18 protein-coding genes are annotated in these 16,670 nt (G+C 29.7%); 2 read left to right on the top strand and 16 right to left on the bottom strand.

Annotation, left to right across the window (positions count from 1 at the left end; genetic code table 11):
* Window positions 1–88: 88 nt before the first annotated feature.
* Together WNY78_RS18575 and WNY78_RS18570 are read left to right on the top strand one after the other, a co-directional pair.
* Entirely contained in the window at window positions 89–988 is a 900-nt protein-coding gene (locus WNY78_RS18575) for a VOC family protein (protein WP_342874722.1), read from the top strand.
* 223 nt (window positions 989–1,211) lie between these two features.
* Complete coding sequence (locus tag WNY78_RS18570; RefSeq protein WP_342874721.1) at window positions 1,212–1,580, top strand: YrdB family protein; 369 nt, start codon at window positions 1,212–1,214, stop codon at window positions 1,578–1,580.
* A gap of 79 nt (window positions 1,581–1,659) precedes the next feature.
* On the opposite strand, the gene WNY78_RS18565 is transcribed toward WNY78_RS18570, so the two are convergent.
* The 16 genes from WNY78_RS18565 to WNY78_RS18490 all read right to left on the bottom strand — a co-directional run bounded on the left by WNY78_RS18565 (window position 1,660) and on the right by WNY78_RS18490 (window position 16,584).
* Window positions 1,660–2,373, bottom strand: coding sequence for a CPBP family intramembrane glutamic endopeptidase (locus tag WNY78_RS18565; protein ID WP_342874720.1), 714 nt, complete (start codon window positions 2,371–2,373; stop codon window positions 1,660–1,662).
* Window positions 2,374–2,442: 69 nt separating this feature from the next.
* Window positions 2,443–2,991 carry a hypothetical protein gene (locus WNY78_RS18560; RefSeq protein WP_342874719.1) on the bottom strand — a complete coding sequence of 183 codons (549 nt, stop codon included), beginning with the start codon at window positions 2,989–2,991 and terminating at the stop codon, window positions 2,443–2,445.
* A gap of 756 nt (window positions 2,992–3,747) precedes the next feature.
* On the bottom strand, window positions 3,748–4,914 hold the full coding sequence (locus WNY78_RS18555) for a hypothetical protein (RefSeq protein ID WP_342874718.1): 1,167 nt from the start codon (window positions 4,912–4,914) through the stop codon (window positions 3,748–3,750).
* Window positions 4,915–5,093: 179 nt separating this feature from the next.
* Window positions 5,094–5,600 (bottom strand): hypothetical protein, encoded by a 507-nt coding sequence (locus WNY78_RS18550; protein ID WP_342874717.1) that lies wholly within the window; start codon window positions 5,598–5,600, stop codon window positions 5,094–5,096.
* Between the two features lie 196 nt (window positions 5,601–5,796).
* Window positions 5,797–6,414 carry a porin family protein gene (locus tag WNY78_RS18545; protein ID WP_342874716.1) on the bottom strand — a complete coding sequence of 206 codons (618 nt, stop codon included), beginning with the start codon at window positions 6,412–6,414 and terminating at the stop codon, window positions 5,797–5,799.
* A 117-nt stretch (window positions 6,415–6,531) separates the two neighbouring features.
* Window positions 6,532–7,770 carry a GNAT family N-acetyltransferase gene (locus WNY78_RS18540; protein ID WP_342874715.1) on the bottom strand — a complete coding sequence of 413 codons (1,239 nt, stop codon included), beginning with the start codon at window positions 7,768–7,770 and terminating at the stop codon, window positions 6,532–6,534.
* 170 nt (window positions 7,771–7,940) lie between these two features.
* The gene (locus tag WNY78_RS18535) at window positions 7,941–9,155 is read right to left on the bottom strand and encodes a DUF3500 domain-containing protein (RefSeq protein WP_342874714.1); all 1,215 of its coding nucleotides are present in this window, start codon (window positions 9,153–9,155) and stop codon (window positions 7,941–7,943) included.
* A 76-nt stretch (window positions 9,156–9,231) separates the two neighbouring features.
* Window positions 9,232–9,993: a DUF6090 family protein gene (locus tag WNY78_RS18530; RefSeq protein WP_342874713.1), complete on the bottom strand. Its 762-nt coding sequence runs from the start codon at window positions 9,991–9,993 to the stop codon at window positions 9,232–9,234.
* Window positions 9,994–10,194: 201 nt separating this feature from the next.
* Entirely contained in the window at window positions 10,195–10,884 is a 690-nt protein-coding gene (locus WNY78_RS18525) for a hypothetical protein (RefSeq protein ID WP_342874712.1), read from the bottom strand.
* 142 nt (window positions 10,885–11,026) lie between these two features.
* Window positions 11,027–11,872 carry a T9SS type A sorting domain-containing protein gene (locus tag WNY78_RS18520; RefSeq protein WP_342874711.1) on the bottom strand — a complete coding sequence of 282 codons (846 nt, stop codon included), beginning with the start codon at window positions 11,870–11,872 and terminating at the stop codon, window positions 11,027–11,029.
* Window positions 11,873–11,983: 111 nt separating this feature from the next.
* The gene (locus tag WNY78_RS18515) at window positions 11,984–12,835 is read right to left on the bottom strand and encodes an IS3 family transposase (RefSeq protein ID WP_342874723.1); all 852 of its coding nucleotides are present in this window, start codon (window positions 12,833–12,835) and stop codon (window positions 11,984–11,986) included.
* On the bottom strand, window positions 12,835–13,206 hold the full coding sequence (locus tag WNY78_RS18510; protein ID WP_342874710.1) for a transposase: 372 nt from the start codon (window positions 13,204–13,206) through the stop codon (window positions 12,835–12,837). The genes WNY78_RS18515 and WNY78_RS18510 overlap by 1 nt, the downstream gene beginning before the upstream one ends.
* A gap of 185 nt (window positions 13,207–13,391) precedes the next feature.
* Entirely contained in the window at window positions 13,392–14,372 is a 981-nt protein-coding gene (locus tag WNY78_RS18505; RefSeq protein ID WP_342874709.1) for a hypothetical protein, read from the bottom strand.
* A 157-nt stretch (window positions 14,373–14,529) separates the two neighbouring features.
* Window positions 14,530–15,012: a hypothetical protein gene (locus WNY78_RS18500; protein ID WP_342874708.1), complete on the bottom strand. Its 483-nt coding sequence runs from the start codon at window positions 15,010–15,012 to the stop codon at window positions 14,530–14,532.
* Window positions 15,013–15,144: 132 nt separating this feature from the next.
* Window positions 15,145–15,552 (bottom strand): hypothetical protein, encoded by a 408-nt coding sequence (locus tag WNY78_RS18495; protein WP_342874707.1) that lies wholly within the window; start codon window positions 15,550–15,552, stop codon window positions 15,145–15,147.
* A 156-nt stretch (window positions 15,553–15,708) separates the two neighbouring features.
* Window positions 15,709–16,584 (bottom strand): hypothetical protein, encoded by an 876-nt coding sequence (locus WNY78_RS18490; RefSeq protein ID WP_342874706.1) that lies wholly within the window; start codon window positions 16,582–16,584, stop codon window positions 15,709–15,711.
* Window positions 16,585–16,670 lie beyond the last annotated feature (86 nt).

The following is a 16,670-nucleotide window of genomic DNA, read 5'->3' as shown; positions in this document are numbered from 1 at the left end:
TAAATTTACCTGAACTCACCATTTAAGAAAGATCATATATTAACCAAAAAAGAGTCAACCTATATCAGTATAATACAATATGAATACTATGTATAACAAAAAATATAGAATTACTTTGATTGTCTTGACTGCTTTACTATTTCAAATTGTTGGATGTAAACAGCTACCTGAAAAAACCGAAGAGACAGAGAAATTAGGTAAAGTGAATTTTCATCATATCCATCTAAATGTTACAGACAGAGATTCAACCATTGCATATTATCAAAAATATTTTGGTGCAACTCAAGTAAAATACCGAGATCGAGTGGATGCTCTATTTACGGAAAAATCGTTTTTATTAATGAATCTTGTCGATACTGCACCATCAACACATTTAGGTTCCAGTTTATGGCATATTGGTTGGTCTGGTGTAGATGGTCAATCTGAATTTGACTGGAGAGTTATTGAGGGAATAGCAGTACATACGGATATTACTCCTCTTGGTGATAATTATTGGATGTACTTTCTTGGCCCAGAAAAAGAAGTTGTTGAGGTATATACGGGAAATAAAAACCATAGATTTGAACATATACACTTACTATCAACTGATGTTGATAAAACGATGAATTGGTTTGAATCTCACTTAGGATTCAGTTCAGTATATGAAGAAGCGAAACAATGGCAGAATAACGATCTTCGGTGGAAATGGAATTTACTAACTGTCAATAATATTAATATCATTGTATTTGGAAAACCAGTTGAGGAAGAACCATGGTGGTCTAACGAAGAATTTAAACCAACTGATGGTAGTGCAATCGATCATATTGGTTTTTCTACTGAAAATATTGAGTTTCTAATGAATAAAATGAAATATGAAGGGTTAGATATTGTTCATGATATAAAAATTGATCCTATTCATGGTATGAAAAGTTTTTTTGTTAGAGGTCCTGACAGTCTGCTCGTAGAAATAGTAGAGGAAAAGTTAATTCCTGAAGGAATTTGGCATTGAAAACGTGAATAGAGAACACCTTTCATTAAACGAACAACAGAACTAAATGATAAAAAAACAATCACTTACAACAGATGTGATTTATTGTTAATACTTGCCTGTTTACAAAAATTATAGCTGATTTTCTATTCGATTTGTATTTTCTAATTTAGTTGCTGAAGCAAGTAACGAAACCAAACACGAACTTGTCGTACGTAATAAAATAAAGAAAACTTAGAGCTTTATGGGATCGCATCCAGCTAACTTATTTTTGAGATTTATATTAGAGATTATAGCTCTCATTTCTATTGGGATTTGGGGATGGAAACAGACTGACAATTGGTACCGTTTTATTCTTGCTATTGGCATTCCAATCCTCTTAGCGATAATTTGGGGAACATTTGCTGTTCCAAATGATCCTAGTCGTTCTGGCTCTGCTCCAATTGTTACTAATGGACTGATTCGCCTAGTAATTGAAGTCTCTTTCTTTACGTTCGCTATTTGGACTCTAAAAGATTTGGGATGGACAAAATCTAGTTTGATTATGATAATAGTAGTAATTTTTCATTACATAGTCTCCTATGATCGTGTTTTGTGGCTAATATCTAAATAATGATTTCTATTTAATTTTACTTTTACAACACGTTGTTGAGCACGTAGTATTTTATTTTGAAATCTAATTGTTTTCTTTTTTATACTCTATCTACCATAGACATTGTATTGAGAATACAATGAGCAATAATTAAAGGCCACAGATTTCTTCCAAATTTCACATAAGCTATACCCATTATTAAACCAATAAGTCCAACCCTAATTGATCTATCTGATAAATCATAAGAGTGTCTAAATCCAAAAATTAATGCTTGTAATGTTACTGCAAGAATTGTAGCTATTGTTGTTTTAGAAAATAACTTTTCAAACCAATTTATCAAAAATCCTCTATCTAATAATTCTTCTAACATCGATTCTAATAAAACGGCTGGTATAATTGTAAAGAAGAGTAACCAGTTTCCTTTCAGATTTCCAAATTTAGATGCAGAATTTTCAGAATAATTCTTTTCATCTATTGAGAAGGGTAAATAATTTTTAATCATTTCAAATGCCATTATTGAAAGAACAATGGCTATTAAAATACCAATAGTAACGACTAAAGTTTTTTTAAAACTTTCAGGTTTGGAAAGCCCTAAATCTTTCCATGAAACATTACGAACTTTCATCCTCCATGTAGCAACGACTAAAGTTGTAAGCGACCAAAAAAGTCCGTTGATTATAAAGCCTACACTCGGAAAATAAATTTCCCTAATTAGAAACATTACCGAAATATAAATAATCAGGTCAAATAAAAAGCCTTTGTGATTAATTGTATTAGTCAAATTATTGGAAACTTGTTGATGTTCAGTCGTCATTATTTTAATTAGAATTCGGTTAGTTTTTATAGGACGATGTTCTCGAAATTAGGTTACAAGATTTTATTCTTAATATATTACAAAACTATTTTTGATTGTGTCAAATCCTTCAAGGTTCTCTTTTCTGTCCTCAAGAGCTTCTTGCCTGAGAATAACAACAGAATTCTTTTCATTGCTAATTGCGTATATTATTCCGTCATGTTTAATTCCCATTGTTTTGAAATCAAAATTTGAAGATCTTGACTTTATTGAATTAAATTCGCTGTCTTTTATTGTGTCGTAATTTAAATTATTTATAACTGGATTATCTTGTAACTGTTCTATATTCAGCATTATATATTCGTCTAAATCAATTAATTCCTCAAATGAGATTATTGTCATCAGTCCGCTAGAGTCGAATCCGTTTTTTTCAACGGACACATAATAAATACATTCTTCAAGTTCTTCGCTATCTGTAATATTCCATTCTTCAGAATAATTGAAACTAAAAATTTTACTTTCGAATCTGTTTTCGGGAGCTTCATCGTTGTTAAAATCGACTTTATAATTTTTGTTTTTTTTACAACTGATTGTTATTAAGGAAAATAAAAGTGAGACAATTAAGAGTTGTTTTTTCATATGGTTTTTTTAGTAACAAATCATGTATTTGTATATGGTTCAGTTATGTAGAAAAGAACTAAGTTAGGAAAAGAAAACGAATCAGAGGAAATCCCGAAAAATTTTCCAAGTAGGTGAGAACCAGTAATTAAATATACTCGTTATTGAAGGTAGTGATTTGTAATCTTACTTAATTTTTTCTTTTGATAATTTATATAATTTCGAAAAAATTTCATTCAACCATTCTATTTCAATAGTTGAATTATAAAACTTGTCTTTTTTTGATGTTCCTATCAATGTGTTCTTTTTGTAGTACAATTTATTGTATATCTCACGTAACCCACAAGAGCCTGTTCTGCTATTATCCAAATATCATTCACCAATAAAAATCAAATGATTTTCATTTATAAAATATTCAATAGTTGAACTTTCTGTACTATAAGGCTGAAGTGAATTAGGATAAACAGGAATTGCTGAAATTCTAATAATTTCTTTATTTTTTGAATAAACACTTAAGTTGTAAAGTTTTTGATAGTTGAGTTTATCTTGAAAGTAAAAACTGTTAATATCATCTCTTTGAAGTTTATTTTCAAGTCGGGTTGAATTTACCAAACTATCTATATGCTTTATATCAGTTTCTTGTTTTTAATCAGACATAAAAGTTGGTTACTAACCGAAAGACAATCCTATAAATAGAATTAAAAATGCAAATATGTTGGTTTTATTTTTAATAATTTAAATTGTTTTTATTTGATCTTTTAACTTCACAGATCGGTTTTATTCTTCTATAAATATTGATTCTATGACGTCTTTATTTTCGTTGTTTAAAATTCTTTCTATAAAATCGTACATTATGTCAAGGTGCTTTACATACAGAGTTAATCTGTTTTTAAGTATTGCTTTATCGGCTTGCTGAACCTCATTGTCTAAGAAATATCTTAAATAAAAAAAAGACAAATGTGCATTATGCTCAAATTCTGTTTTTGTGCTAACAAAACTAATTTGCGGTGCTTTTACATTTTCTAAAAAGTTAAATGGTTTTTTTTCGCCTGTTGCTGCACAAAATAAAATGGGAAAAGGATAGTTTACTTTTTCAGTAATAACTTTTTGATAGACCTCTGGCCACATTTCCTTTATCTTTTCATAATCTGTTTTGAATTCAATACTTGTTTCTAATGAAATCATCCCTTTTATTGAGTTATCCTCTCCAAACGTTCTTAATCCCATTTGAGCACCCATACTGTGTCCTATAAAAAAGATTGAAGATGAATTAGTAAGAGACTTAGCAAATTTGGTAATGCTCTGTAAGCTTTCTTCCTCTTCATCAGTTATATATCTTTCGTAAGGTAGCATACCAAAAGGAGTATTATCAAATTGAAGTTCAAAACTTGCAGTAACAAAAATAAATCCTCTGGAAGCAAAATATTCAGCCATGGCAAAATTTTCAAATGGATGACCTTGTGAGCCATTATGGTAAATTATAATAGGAAAGTTAGAGTCTCCAATATTGGAATCAGGAATGCTTCGTGTTTCCAATCTGCCTATTAAATCAAAAACATCCTCGTAAGAATACTTTCCGTATAGATTTACTTTGCCAGTTTTTAAATTCTCAGTAAGATAATCTTCTATAAATAGATTTTTATATTTTGTTGTGAGTTGTTCTTGGACAGTTTTAAGGTTTGTGTTTTGTTTAAATACGAAGAGGTCACTTACATTTAGGTAGATGTTTTTGTCTTTCTTTTTTATTGGATGCCAAATCTTTACAAAATAAGGTTTCTGTCCTTTATAGTCATAGGCATTATAATCGTATTTGGCGTCCAATACTAATGTGTCTGTAATACCTACTTGATAGTCTCCTAGTTTAACAAAGTCATAAAAGTTCTCTTGTGCATAGATTGTAATGCATTGAAGAAAAGTCAAATAAATAATTATAATTGATTTCATTACTTAATATGTGTTATTTGTCTTTTTCAATTGCATGCGATCATTTATAAATTTATGGAAATTTGCGTGATTGTGTTCTATGGTTTTCCGAAGGGAAATTAGAAGTTAGCAAACAAGCAAACTCTGTTTGGATAAGTTACAAATATTGATTTTTTATATAGAGTGTTGAACAACGTTTTTTATTCAGCTATTACTTTTTCTGCAACTATTTTTCTTAATTCACTTTTTAAATCTTCAAAAACAATTCCGTTTTTCGGATTATCCGATTGATAAATGATGTAGTCTGAATTTACATTATTTCGATTGTTTTTTATTGATACTTCGTATTTTTTATTATCAACTTCATATTCAAAAAGATGAATATAGAAAGATGACTCACGATTCGGTTTAATTTTTTCGCTCATTTCAAGTTTTCCACGAGTAATTGTTCCGTTATAGAGAATATCAATAATTCGCTGTTTTTTATATTCCCATCGAATTAATGTTCCGATAAAAATTATTTGTAATATAATAGCAATTCCTTTCCAAAAGAAACCTTCCGTAATCAAAATCTCTGGTTGAGAACTAAATAAATCATAATCAATTATCGAGAAAATTATTCCAACAATTATTAGTAGATAATTATTTCTGTTTAGAATTTTTGCGATTTTACTTTTGTCAGATAATCGTATTTTTCCTGTTTTCAATATTTTGTCTAATTTTTCTAAAGAATTTTATCATTAGTTAGCGGTTTGTCATAATGAAGCTCAACCTGTTTGTCAATGGTTTATGTGACTAAGAATCTGTAGAATTTTCAGTCGTTGCAAACCATACGTTTAAAGATATAAATTTTAATTGAAGTAGAATTGAAGTAATTAACTGCCATACTGTTTGCTACAGTATTTATATAATATTTAAAACTAATGAAATCTTATGGTAATTCAATGTTTTAAAATTCGGATTTTCATTGATATTAAATAATCCTAGAGAGTATCTTATTTCTGGTGAGATTGAGAAATGTTTTAGTTTATTCTCTAACCCAATACCTAAATCAATAGAAAAGTCTGTACTATTTTTATATTCATAATCTGATTTGGACTTACCAAATACAGGTAAATTTAATTTTGGTCCAACTAATACATAAGGTGTTGTATTTCCATTTCCTATTTTATAAATTAAATGAGTCATAATATCTAATGAAGCTGGAAATATTTTGTACAAGCTGACTGAATCATCATTGTTTGTAGTTTTGATTCCACTCTTATTTATTGAAAGTTCCACTTTTGGAGAAATGGATAAATCCTCAGTCAGTTTATAATTCATAATTAACCCAGCACTAAACCCGATTTCATTATAAATATCCGAATTATTTGGTAAGGATTCTTTTGCAAGTAAGTTTGAATAATTCACTCCAAGATTGAAACCGTATTTCAACTTTTTTTCATTAGATTCCTTTTCTGATTGAGAGAATCCTACGAATGAACCGACTAGTAAAACAATTGATAAAACAACACTTTTCATAATTTTAAATTTTAGAAATTAATAAAAAGTAATTATTTTATATGGCAGAATGGTTATGGTTAATATTTCATAAACGGAAGTTTAGATTTAATATTGTAGGCAATTTGTATGGTATGATTAGTTGTGCGTAGTTATTATTTCTTTTTCCATACAATGAAATGAGTATTCTCTATCAGGGAAATTAACGTCACCTCTTTTAAAATAATTTCGATTCTTATAAAAATCAAGTACTCTTTTATTCTGACTATATGCATCTAATCTTATAGAAGAATAATTATTTTCTTTTGCAAAATTTTCGGCAAAGTCCATCAGTTTTTGTGCATAACCTTTTCTCTGATACTTTGGATCTATTACAAGCCTATGAATCACTAATACTTTTGAATTTTCAAACCTCCATTTAATCAATTTGTATTCTGTTTCTTGTTCTTCACTTATATTGATTGCTCCGATAATTTTTTCATTGCTTTTTAATGTGTAAAGAACACCATTTCTTATATCATTCTCAATAATTGAAATTGTTGGATAATTATCAGACCATTGATGAATTCCATTATTTTCTAAATCGATTTTACCATTTAGATATATTTGATATAATTTTTCTAAATCATGAAGTTGTCCTATTTCTATTTTTGGTTGGTCAATTTTTGCTAATTCAGTTTCGGTGTCATAAATTAAAACACCTTGATTTTTACTATCAAGCTGTTCAATTAATTCTCCATTTCCATTCCATACTGCACTCTGACCAACACTAATAAAGTTGTCGCAATAACCGACACAATTAGACATTAAAATTGGCGTGTTAAATTCTTTTGCGATTTTCGGAAAATGTTTATATGCTTTTTCAATTCCGCCTTTTGGTTTTGCAACACATGCAATGTAAATGTCTGCACCTTTTTGTTTAGAATTTAAAAAATGTTCACGTTGAAGAGTTTCATAGCAAATACCAATGGCAATTTTATTTCCTTTAATGTTTAGAATTATTTGATCATTACCACAAACAAAATAAGGTAGTTCGTCTGAATGCAGTATTTGTTTTGAATAAACAACTTTCTTTTTATTTGGTTGAAAAATCAGCATACTGATATTAATTCCGTTAGTTGCATTTGTTGGTATTCCTATTCCAATTATGATATTATTATTGTTAGATAGTGTTTGAAATGGATTAAAAATATTATTTTCAATATCTGTTGAAAATTTTTTAGCCAAATCTGGTTCGTAATTAGTAATTGATAATTCAGGAAATATGATTAAATCAGCATTTGATTTGATTCCAAGTTCAATTATTCGCAAGTGATTCTGAATATTTCTTTGAACTTTTCCTTTTTCAGATTTTGTTTGTGCAATACAAATTTTCATTTCTTGAATGCGGTTTGTTTTAATAGTCTACAACATTTTGTTTAAGGTTAGTTGCGTTGACAAGAACTAAGTTAGCAAAAAAGAAACGAATAGAAAATCTGTTAAGATTTTCATAAGTAGGCGAGAACAAGCAATTACTTACAGCTATTATTAGCTGCTGACCTTAAATTTTAATGATGATGTCTCTCTTTATGTTGTCTCAATAAATTTTTTCCGTAATCATTTCCGTTTGGTGTCCTAACAACTGTATGAATATGGTTTTTTGATGGTTTTCCGTCATCTGCGTTTGGAACTCCAACTACTTTTTGATGGTCAAATTCAATTAATACAACTGGACTATGAATTCGATAGTAAAAAACAGCATCTTCAGAAGTACCTCCGACCCAAGAAAACCAAGTATTATCAATATGAGCTTTTACTTCCTCCATCTTAACTTTGTCATGTCCTTCACGAATATTACTTATGTATAAATAAACTAATTCTAACAGTTTCTGTCTTTGTTCCTTAGAAAAATTTGAGACCTGAATCCCTTGATAATCGAGTGTTAAATTGTCTTTATTTGCTCCAGCCACATTATTATTCCCAGTTTTTACGTTTGAAATTGTAGTCTCTTTCTGCTGCTGTTGTGTTAGGGATTGCATTAAGGCTAGTCCAAAATTCTGTTCATCTTGAAATAGGGTATTTCCTTTATATTTTCCAGAAGTTGTAATTATTGGTTCTCCACCCATAAATACTGGTGACATTACAACTTGATCTCCTAAAATAAAGTAGTTAATAACTAAATGATGTCCATCTATTTGCCAACCCCAAGGTTCAGTACTTGAAGGTTTTCCCATAATAGTAAAGAAATACAATTCTTCATCATAATCTAATGAACCATTGTTAAGCTCTTTAAGGGTCTGGTCAGTCTTCATTATGTCCTTACTCAGTTGAAGTCCCTTAGCACTTAATGATTCTTGAATTAATTTAAAAGCATCTTTCTTTTGAATTTCGGACAATTCTTTTAAGCTAACACCTTGTCTGTCATATATACCATTATCAACGTTACACCATTTTCTCCATTCTTCATCATTTATGTCAAATGTTGTGTGTTGCAATTGTGAAGGTGATAAACCATTTAAAAAACTTTCAGCAGCTTGTTGAATTGGTAAAGTTGAAACTCCTGTAGAACGAATTTGAAATAAATTTGTCGAATCGCTATCTTTTGTAAAAATTCCAACATAAGGCTCTTTCAGAGCTTCTGTCTCCATTTTGGCAAAATGTTCTTTCACAGGATTAACCTTCTCAACATTATCTGTTTTTCTGTCATTTTCCTTATGAGCCACTTTCTTTTTGCAACTAAAAGCAGTTAAAAGTAAAAATATTATGATTAGGTTTTTCATCATTTCTGTTTTTTTAGCTAGTAGCTACCTTTGTTTTATCACTAAACCATAATTATTTTTATACGGTGTTGGGCGTTCGTTATTTATTGAGTTCTTGTTCAATTTCATTTAATATGGTTTCAATTTCATTTTTTAATCCGCCAAAATAATTAGTTCCAGCAGCTGATTTATGTAGTAATGCATAATCTATGAGATAGTTTTCAAGTTCTAAAGAATTAAACAACAATTTATTATTTATATTTTCAGAAGTGGCATTGGGTTGAAGATTTAATAGTTCACCAGCTAATTTTCTAACACTAGCCTCTTTATAAATAATAGATTTCAGATTTTCTTTTACAGCCAATACATTATTTTCCTGGAGTTTTAAAAATTCCAATGAGCTTTCAAAAGATGCAAGTCGTTGTCTCAACTTTTGATTCTCAATTAAATTTAAATTGCCAGAATTTATGATGTCATTTAATACTCCAGTTGAAGGTCTAAACTTCATCTGATTACCAAAAACTGAACGAAATGTTTTGTTCAAATGCTTATTACTAACAGTATCAAGTACTTCATTATTAGATAAAGTCAATAAACCATTTATCCCGCTTATTATGGTGTTATTCTCCGCAATTGAAGAATTTATTTTCTTTAGATTAGAATTAAACTCCGATTGCAGAGACAATAAATATTCTTGTTCTATTTTTTGTTGTTTCCTTTGTCCGTTCCAATTATTTATTGAAAGTGCAATCAAAATTCCAATAACTACAAGTACAATTTCTCCAATAGCATATTTAAAATACTTTCCAGTTTTATTGTTTGCCATAAGGTCGTAGCGTATTTTTCTAAAGAATTTTATCATTGGTCAGTTATTTTTCTAAAATTAGGATAATTAATTAACTCGAGTTTCTGATAATGAAGCACAACATGTTGTATATGATTTCGTTACGTTGGCTATCACTAAGTTAGTAAATAGAAAACGAACCAGAGAAAAATCCGTAGGATTTTCCGAGTACGCACAGAACAAGCCATTAACTATACACGTTGTTAGCAAACGTAATTATTATCTGTATGCAATTTCAGTTACGATTAATCTTTTGATAAAATAATTAGAAAAATCCACATCGTCAATTAACATTTCATAAGCTAGCATAGAAGGATGTAGAGATCCTGCTGCCTGTGTCATATCCAAATATTTATTAATAAATTTATTATGTTCGGCTACAGACTTAAGTCCTTCCCGATATTTTCCAAAATAGTTTATTACTATATGTTTTTTACGTTGTGCTATAATTGAATCTTCATTTTTTGAAGTATCATAACTAGACTCTGAACTTCCATAATTATATTTCCCATTTTGTCCTAAGTATTTCCATTTGACTTTTATCATTGGAATAGAACTTTTAGAGCTCAGACTATCTAGTTTTTTATCAATCCAAACAGAGTCAGCGATTCCATAAACTTGTAATTTTAAACTGCTGTTGTTAAAGAGTTCTCTACTTTTTTCCGATGTTTTTTTCCAATTTCCATTGGGATCATTCTCTAATTCAGATAGAAACTTTAGATAAGCTTTCTCGATTTTTAAATCTGGATAATTCCTTTTTAAAAAGTCTTTTTCAAAGTCAGACACTAAATGGGTTAGAGTTCCACTATTATCTTTTCCTAGAATGCTCTCAAATTCTGAAATCTGATCTTCGTTAGAACAACTAAAAATCAATATTAGAATAAAGAACATTTTTATTTGGTTCATCATATGCTTGCTAACGTGTTGTGTATGGTTTCGTTGTGTTGTCTGGAACTAAGTTAGAAAAAAGAAACGAACCATTAGGAAAATCCGCAGGATTTTCCGAGTAAACACAACACTAGCAATTGATTATACACGTTGTTAGCTAACGTTAAATTTTAATGAATTTGATGGTTTTTACATTATCTAATCTTATAAAATATATACCATTGTTCAATTTTGAAATATCTGTTTTTTGATTTGGACTGATCTTCCCTGAACTAACTTTTTTACCTAATAAGTCAAAAATATTAAATTCAATACTTTCTTTTAATCCAGATAATTGAAAATAATCCGAGGAAGGATTTGGTATTATTTTTATTTGGTTTGAGTCAATTTCAAATTCATTCGTTGATAATACTTCAACGTCCCAAGAGAAAGCATCGAGAGCTAAGTAATCTGCAGAATCAGTGGATGAAATTATGATTTCATCTATATTTTCATTTGAATTATCAGTTCCACCTTCTGTGGCAAAATCGATAAAAGTAAATCCATTGTTAGGTGTAAAAGTCGAACCATCAATAATACCTGTACTTTTGGTTATTGTAAAAACATTTCCACCATCCTTTCTTCCTTCAAATGTTAATGTCGTTGGTGTTCCAGGTCCTGATATACTTCTATTGGATACAAATAAGTAAAAACTTTTTAAAGTAATATCCGTCCCATCACTTGTTAGTATTGAGAATGAAGTACCATCACCTTGAGTTACACTTCCAGTTGAATTATCAATAAATTTGTCATCATTACCAGATCCATTATAACCACCTGAAGCAAAAAATTCTATGTCATAAATGGCTGGGCCAGACTCGATTGTCGTTATAGTAAATGCCAATCCATTATCAGTAAATGTAGTTGAGCCAGTTGTTTCTGATTCAAAATCCTCAGTGTTTTGGGAAAATAGAAATCCTGAATTAATAATTGCAATTCCAATTAATAAAAAGTGTAATGTTTTTTTCATAAGTAAAGTATTGGTTAGTTGTGATTTATAACAAATATAGGGCTTAAATTCAATTTTGGTCTTAGTTTTTAATGTCTTGTCCTGAAATACGGCTACAGGTTAAAATTGAATTTACGCTGATAATTGATATACCATATTCGGTGTTTTATAGTCTAAAGATAAATGTAATCTTATTTCGTTGTATAATTTAATTGCATTTTTTGCAGTTCTCTTAGCGTGATGCACGTTATCAAAGGTTTGGTCGAGATAGAACTCATCTTTTAAGATGCCATTTACACGTTCAGCCATTGCATTTTCGTAACAATGGTTTTCTTCTGTCATACTAATATCTATCTTTTTTCTCTTTAATATTTGTGTGTATACATTACTACAATACTGTATTCCTCTGTCTGAATGATGAATAAGCTGTTTAATGTTTTTAGCTTGATAAATCGCTTTATTAAGAGCTCTTACGCATCCATTTAGTTCTAAGCTGTCACTTAGGTCATAACCAACTATCTTTCTAGAATACATATCTGTAATAAGTGCCAGGTAACAAAAGCCTTTTACAGTTCTAATGTATGTTATATCACTAACCCAAACTTGATTAGCTCTAGTAACTTCTAAGTTTTTTATAATGTTATTGTACTTATAAAAACGATGATAAGAATTGGTTGTTCTGGCACTGGTTTTCTTTCTAAGTGTTAGCATTTGGTGTTTTCTAAGGACATTAAATAAAGTATCTCTACCAACTTTAATATTGGCTTTAGTAAAATCTATATCTAAAGATTTCATAAGTTTTCTCACGCCTTCTCTAGGAAGGGATTTGCGTCTTTTTCTAACGATGTTTATAATCTGTTGTTCTAGTATCAAACGCTTATCAGCTCTAAGTTTGTATTTATAATACGCATCACGTTTAAGTCCAAAACAACGTGCTATAGTTGTTAAAGAAGCAAATCCCTTAGATTCCTCTTTGGCTTTGATTAAGGCTTTATACTTAACTTTTTTTTTAGTTCGTTAACAGATTTATAGCCTAAATCTTCTGCAGCTACTTCTAGATAAGAATCCAATACTAAGGCATCGAGATCCTTTTTAAGTAGTAGTTTTTTAAGTTGTTCAATCTCTTTTTGAAGTGCTTTAATCCTAGATATTTCGTCTTTAGTTTCCACTTTTACTCTGGTGTTCATTAAGTCTTTACGATTGTATTTTTTAATCCACTCATTAACGGTTGTAGGCGCAATAGAGTAGAGTTTACATAGTTTACTCTTTGTGTGTTTTCCGGTTGTAAGTTCGGCTAAAATTTTTAATTTGAAAGGTTCACTGTAACGTCTAATTACTTTGTCGTTTTTGTACATAATGTTTAAAATTATGTAGCCTTTATTCAGGACGGGTCAAAATTATTGCTAACGGTTTTGTGTATGGTTAGTTGCGTGTTTAAGCAACTAATTTAGTAAACAAAAACGAACGCGAGAAAATTCCGAAGGAATTTTCCAAATAAGCAACGACCAGAGCAATTAATTATACACGTTGTTGTGCGTAGTTATTTTTCCGTTTGCTTATTTATCCAATCCATTAATTCATCTTTATTTATTTCATTCCAAGTTGTCTGTGTATTCCGATTTTCGGATTGATTATATTCTGGTTGTAAAACAATTAATTCCGTATTTTCATTTCCTGCAAGTTCTAATTCAGCTAAAAATCCAACAATGTCAGTCGAATTGTTTTCATATAAGGTTCTGTAGTACTTTTTTAGTCTATATTTTATTTTAGGCTCAATATAAGCTCTAACAGCATAATTTTTGTAAAATTTAATATTTTCATTATTTTCATCAGAGTAACTATAAGTCGAGAAATTGTGGTAATTATCTTGGGCAGTTTTGGGCGTGCCTTTCAAATAAGTTTCCAACATAAAATTCATAAATATTGGCTCCCAAAGGTTAATTCGATTTATTTTTATATCTCGTTTGTGTTGTTGCCATTTTCTTATCCAATCTAATGTGAAATCACAAATAACAACTCCTTTTATGTTAACCTGAAAATCATAATCTCCCTTTTTGATAAATTCAATATATTTCATCGCTCTATGACCTACTAAACTTGCACCTAAAAAGAAAATATTTTCATTAGGTAAATTATGTTTATTAAAAACTTCTTGAATTAAATTATGAGTAGAATTCATAGATGATTTAGAAAAGTAAAAGTCTAAAGGGATTTCGGTTGAAATTGACAATACCGCAAAGTTATTTTCAGATGCTTGACTATACATCTGCTTTGAACTAAAATTCTTTTTGTCATACTTTGAGTCTTCGAGGAAAATAAGTACACCTTTAATCTCTTTATTTTCAGGAAGCATTAGAGTATAACCTTTTTGAATAAAAGGCAAAAAGTCATTTTCTCCTATTCCAACTTTTAGACTATCATTTTTTACGGGTTCATAATATTCAACCATTTTCTGTGAAAAAGATTTCGTGCTAAAAATAGTCAGGAAGAGTATAAATAATACCTTAAAAGGTGTTTTCATTATCGTTTTTTTAATTACGCACAACGGTTTTGTGTATGGCTAGTTGCGTTGGCTGGAACTAAGTTAGCAAAATAAACCGAACCATTAGGGAAATCCGCAGGATTTTCCGAGTACACACAAACTGAGCAATTGGTTATACACGGTGTTGTGTGTAGTATTATAATCCGTTAAAAACTTTATCAATATGTCTTTCTAATATAACCTTTTGACTAATTAATTTTATACTTGTAGAATCCGATTCAAAAATCAATTCATCACGTTTATCTCCATTTTTGATTATATATTTCCGTAAAAAAATCCGTTTAGTTAATTCATACTGTTTGGGTTCATATTCTATACCTTCGTGTAACTTAAATTCAATTTCATTTAGATTCTGTACAAAATCTACGAGAATTTTTTCACCTTTAAACCCTGGTAAATAAACTGCTTTATCAGAATTTAGGAATCTTATTTTTTCTGCGTTCTCATATCCGCTAATAATTATATTTGCTTCAAATTTTTCTGAAATAGTTTCTGGGTAAATGGATTCTCCGTTATATTCCATTGCTAGAATAATCCAATAACCTTCAAATTCAGTAGAGATATTCTCTGAACAGGAAAATAGTGTTAAAAGTAAAAGTGTATATATTGTTTTTCTCATATTACACACAACGTGTTAGTATATGGAAAGTTGCGTGTTTGCGTGCGAGGAATTTCCGAAGGAAATTCAGACGTAGTAAACGTGCAACGACCTTTGTTTAAGCCTGACACCAGCAATTTTTTATATACTGTGTTAGGCATCTGGCTTTTTATTTTTTTTAATTCCGTTTTCTTTCATTAAGTCAAAAGCCTTGTCAAATTCCGCTTTTCGCTCGCTTTTCACATTTCCGTAAATCATTCGGATTCCGTCAACACTTTGTCCTCTTGAGTGAAATTCAGAATTATCATTTTCAGGTTCTTTCAGTTCCGCATTTCCGCCTCTCAATATTATCACATAACTATTGTCAGGATATATAAAGTGTTGGTAAAAACCTTCTGTGTAAATATCAACTTCATTTTTTTTAATTCCGATTGGTAAAGTCAAATAATAGTCAGACTTGTTTATTTGAACATCTGCGAATGAGTATTCAATTCTGCTTTTCTGTTTACAACTCAACAGTATTAAAATTCCGAATATTAGTATGAAAAATTTTTTATTCATTCGTTTCCGTTTGAGTGAGTTCAGCTTGTGCCTAACGTTGTTGTGTATGGTTAGTTGCGTGGTTAAGCAACTAATTTAGTAAATAAATCACAGATAGAATATTCCGCAGGAATGTTCGTAAGTCGGCAGTGACCAAGCAATTAAATATACACGGTGTTAGGTGCAGTTTATTTTCATTTCTTTCAGTTCAATTCCGTTAATTGAATTTCTAACAGTTTCTTTATCAGAAATAGGGTGAACTAAAATTACATATTGGTCACTATCTGTATCTATAAAACTCAACTCTAAATCTGATTGATTTAGTAAATTCTTGTAATCGCAAAATACATTGTCAAAAGATACAGATGCTCTTTCTGGATAATCATTTGGACTTGGTAAGTCAATTTTTCGATTAAAATTATTTTCCAATGCAGATGACAGATTCCAATTAAAGTCTGCAATTCCAGCTTTCCAGTCCAAAACTATAAAAAGAAGAATCTTACTTTTGTTTAAATAGTCATTTACATAATTTAATGTTGTTCCGTGTTGCCAATGTCCATCATAGTTTTTTAATTCAGACACGAATTTTTCAAATTTTGCAAGGTCATTTTCGTTTAGACAGACTTTAGCAAAATTCAAATAACTTTCTTTAACTTTATTTGATAGTTTTTTCGGTTTCGGTTTATTTCGATTTAGAAATTCTGTTCTCGATTCTACTTTAACGATTTTGAAATCATTATCCAATTTCACGATTGAATCTGGAAATTCCTCTCTTAATTTCGGAATTTGAGCTATGTAGTTTTTTAGGATTTCCTTTTTCTTTTTGCGACCAAAAAAACCAATTTTCCTAACTTTTTTTAATTCATTGAACAAAATATTTTCGTCCCATTTTCTACTTGTTCCAACTAACAAACCAATTTCATAGGTCTTTCCTGAAGTCATTCCGATAAAATTGGGCTTTAAGTCAACAATATTCGGTAATAGAAATTCTTGTACAGAATCTATTCCGTGAACTTCTCTATTTGTATGAATGAAGGTTTTAATAATGTTCATTTGGGTTTGTGTATTATACTGATATAGGTTGACTCTTTTTTGGTTAATATATGATCTTTCTTAAATGGTGAGTTCAGGTAAATTTA

Origin of the sequence: Psychroserpens sp. AS72, from assembly GCF_038900375.1 — a bacterium.
Classification (GTDB): domain Bacteria; phylum Bacteroidota; class Bacteroidia; order Flavobacteriales; family Flavobacteriaceae; genus Psychroserpens.
Note: the sequence above shows the minus strand (reverse complement) of the source record. Positions and strands in the feature narration are given on the sequence as shown.

What these genes read in the sequence shown, in the direction of transcription:
- WNY78_RS18540 (WP_342874715.1), bottom strand. Translation starts at nt 7,770, where the DNA reads ATGAAAATTTGTATTGCACAAACAAAATCTGAAAAAGGAAAAGTTCAA.
- WNY78_RS18505 (WP_342874709.1), bottom strand. Translation starts at nt 14,372, where the DNA reads ATGAAAACACCTTTTAAGGTATTATTTATACTCTTCCTGACTATTTTT.
- WNY78_RS18560 (WP_342874719.1), bottom strand. Translation starts at nt 2,991, where the DNA reads ATGAAAAAACAACTCTTAATTGTCTCACTTTTATTTTCCTTAATAACA.
- WNY78_RS18490 (WP_342874706.1), bottom strand. Translation starts at nt 16,584, where the DNA reads ATGAACATTATTAAAACCTTCATTCATACAAATAGAGAAGTTCACGGA.
- WNY78_RS18575 (WP_342874722.1), top strand. Translation starts at nt 89, where the DNA reads ATGTATAACAAAAAATATAGAATTACTTTGATTGTCTTGACTGCTTTA.
- WNY78_RS18525 (WP_342874712.1), bottom strand. Translation starts at nt 10,884, where the DNA reads ATGATGAACCAAATAAAAATGTTCTTTATTCTAATATTGATTTTTAGT.
- WNY78_RS18495 (WP_342874707.1), bottom strand. Translation starts at nt 15,552, where the DNA reads ATGAATAAAAAATTTTTCATACTAATATTCGGAATTTTAATACTGTTG.
- WNY78_RS18555 (WP_342874718.1), bottom strand. Translation starts at nt 4,914, where the DNA reads ATGAAATCAATTATAATTATTTATTTGACTTTTCTTCAATGCATTACA.
- WNY78_RS18520 (WP_342874711.1), bottom strand. Translation starts at nt 11,872, where the DNA reads ATGAAAAAAACATTACACTTTTTATTAATTGGAATTGCAATTATTAAT.
- WNY78_RS18510 (WP_342874710.1), bottom strand. Translation starts at nt 13,206, where the DNA reads ATGTACAAAAACGACAAAGTAATTAGACGTTACAGTGAACCTTTCAAA.
- WNY78_RS18570 (WP_342874721.1), top strand. Translation starts at nt 1,212, where the DNA reads ATGGGATCGCATCCAGCTAACTTATTTTTGAGATTTATATTAGAGATT.
- WNY78_RS18565 (WP_342874720.1), bottom strand. Translation starts at nt 2,373, where the DNA reads ATGACGACTGAACATCAACAAGTTTCCAATAATTTGACTAATACAATT.
- WNY78_RS18500 (WP_342874708.1), bottom strand. Translation starts at nt 15,012, where the DNA reads ATGAGAAAAACAATATATACACTTTTACTTTTAACACTATTTTCCTGT.
- WNY78_RS18530 (WP_342874713.1), bottom strand. Translation starts at nt 9,993, where the DNA reads ATGATAAAATTCTTTAGAAAAATACGCTACGACCTTATGGCAAACAAT.
- WNY78_RS18535 (WP_342874714.1), bottom strand. Translation starts at nt 9,155, where the DNA reads ATGATGAAAAACCTAATCATAATATTTTTACTTTTAACTGCTTTTAGT.
- WNY78_RS18545 (WP_342874716.1), bottom strand. Translation starts at nt 6,414, where the DNA reads ATGAAAAGTGTTGTTTTATCAATTGTTTTACTAGTCGGTTCATTCGTA.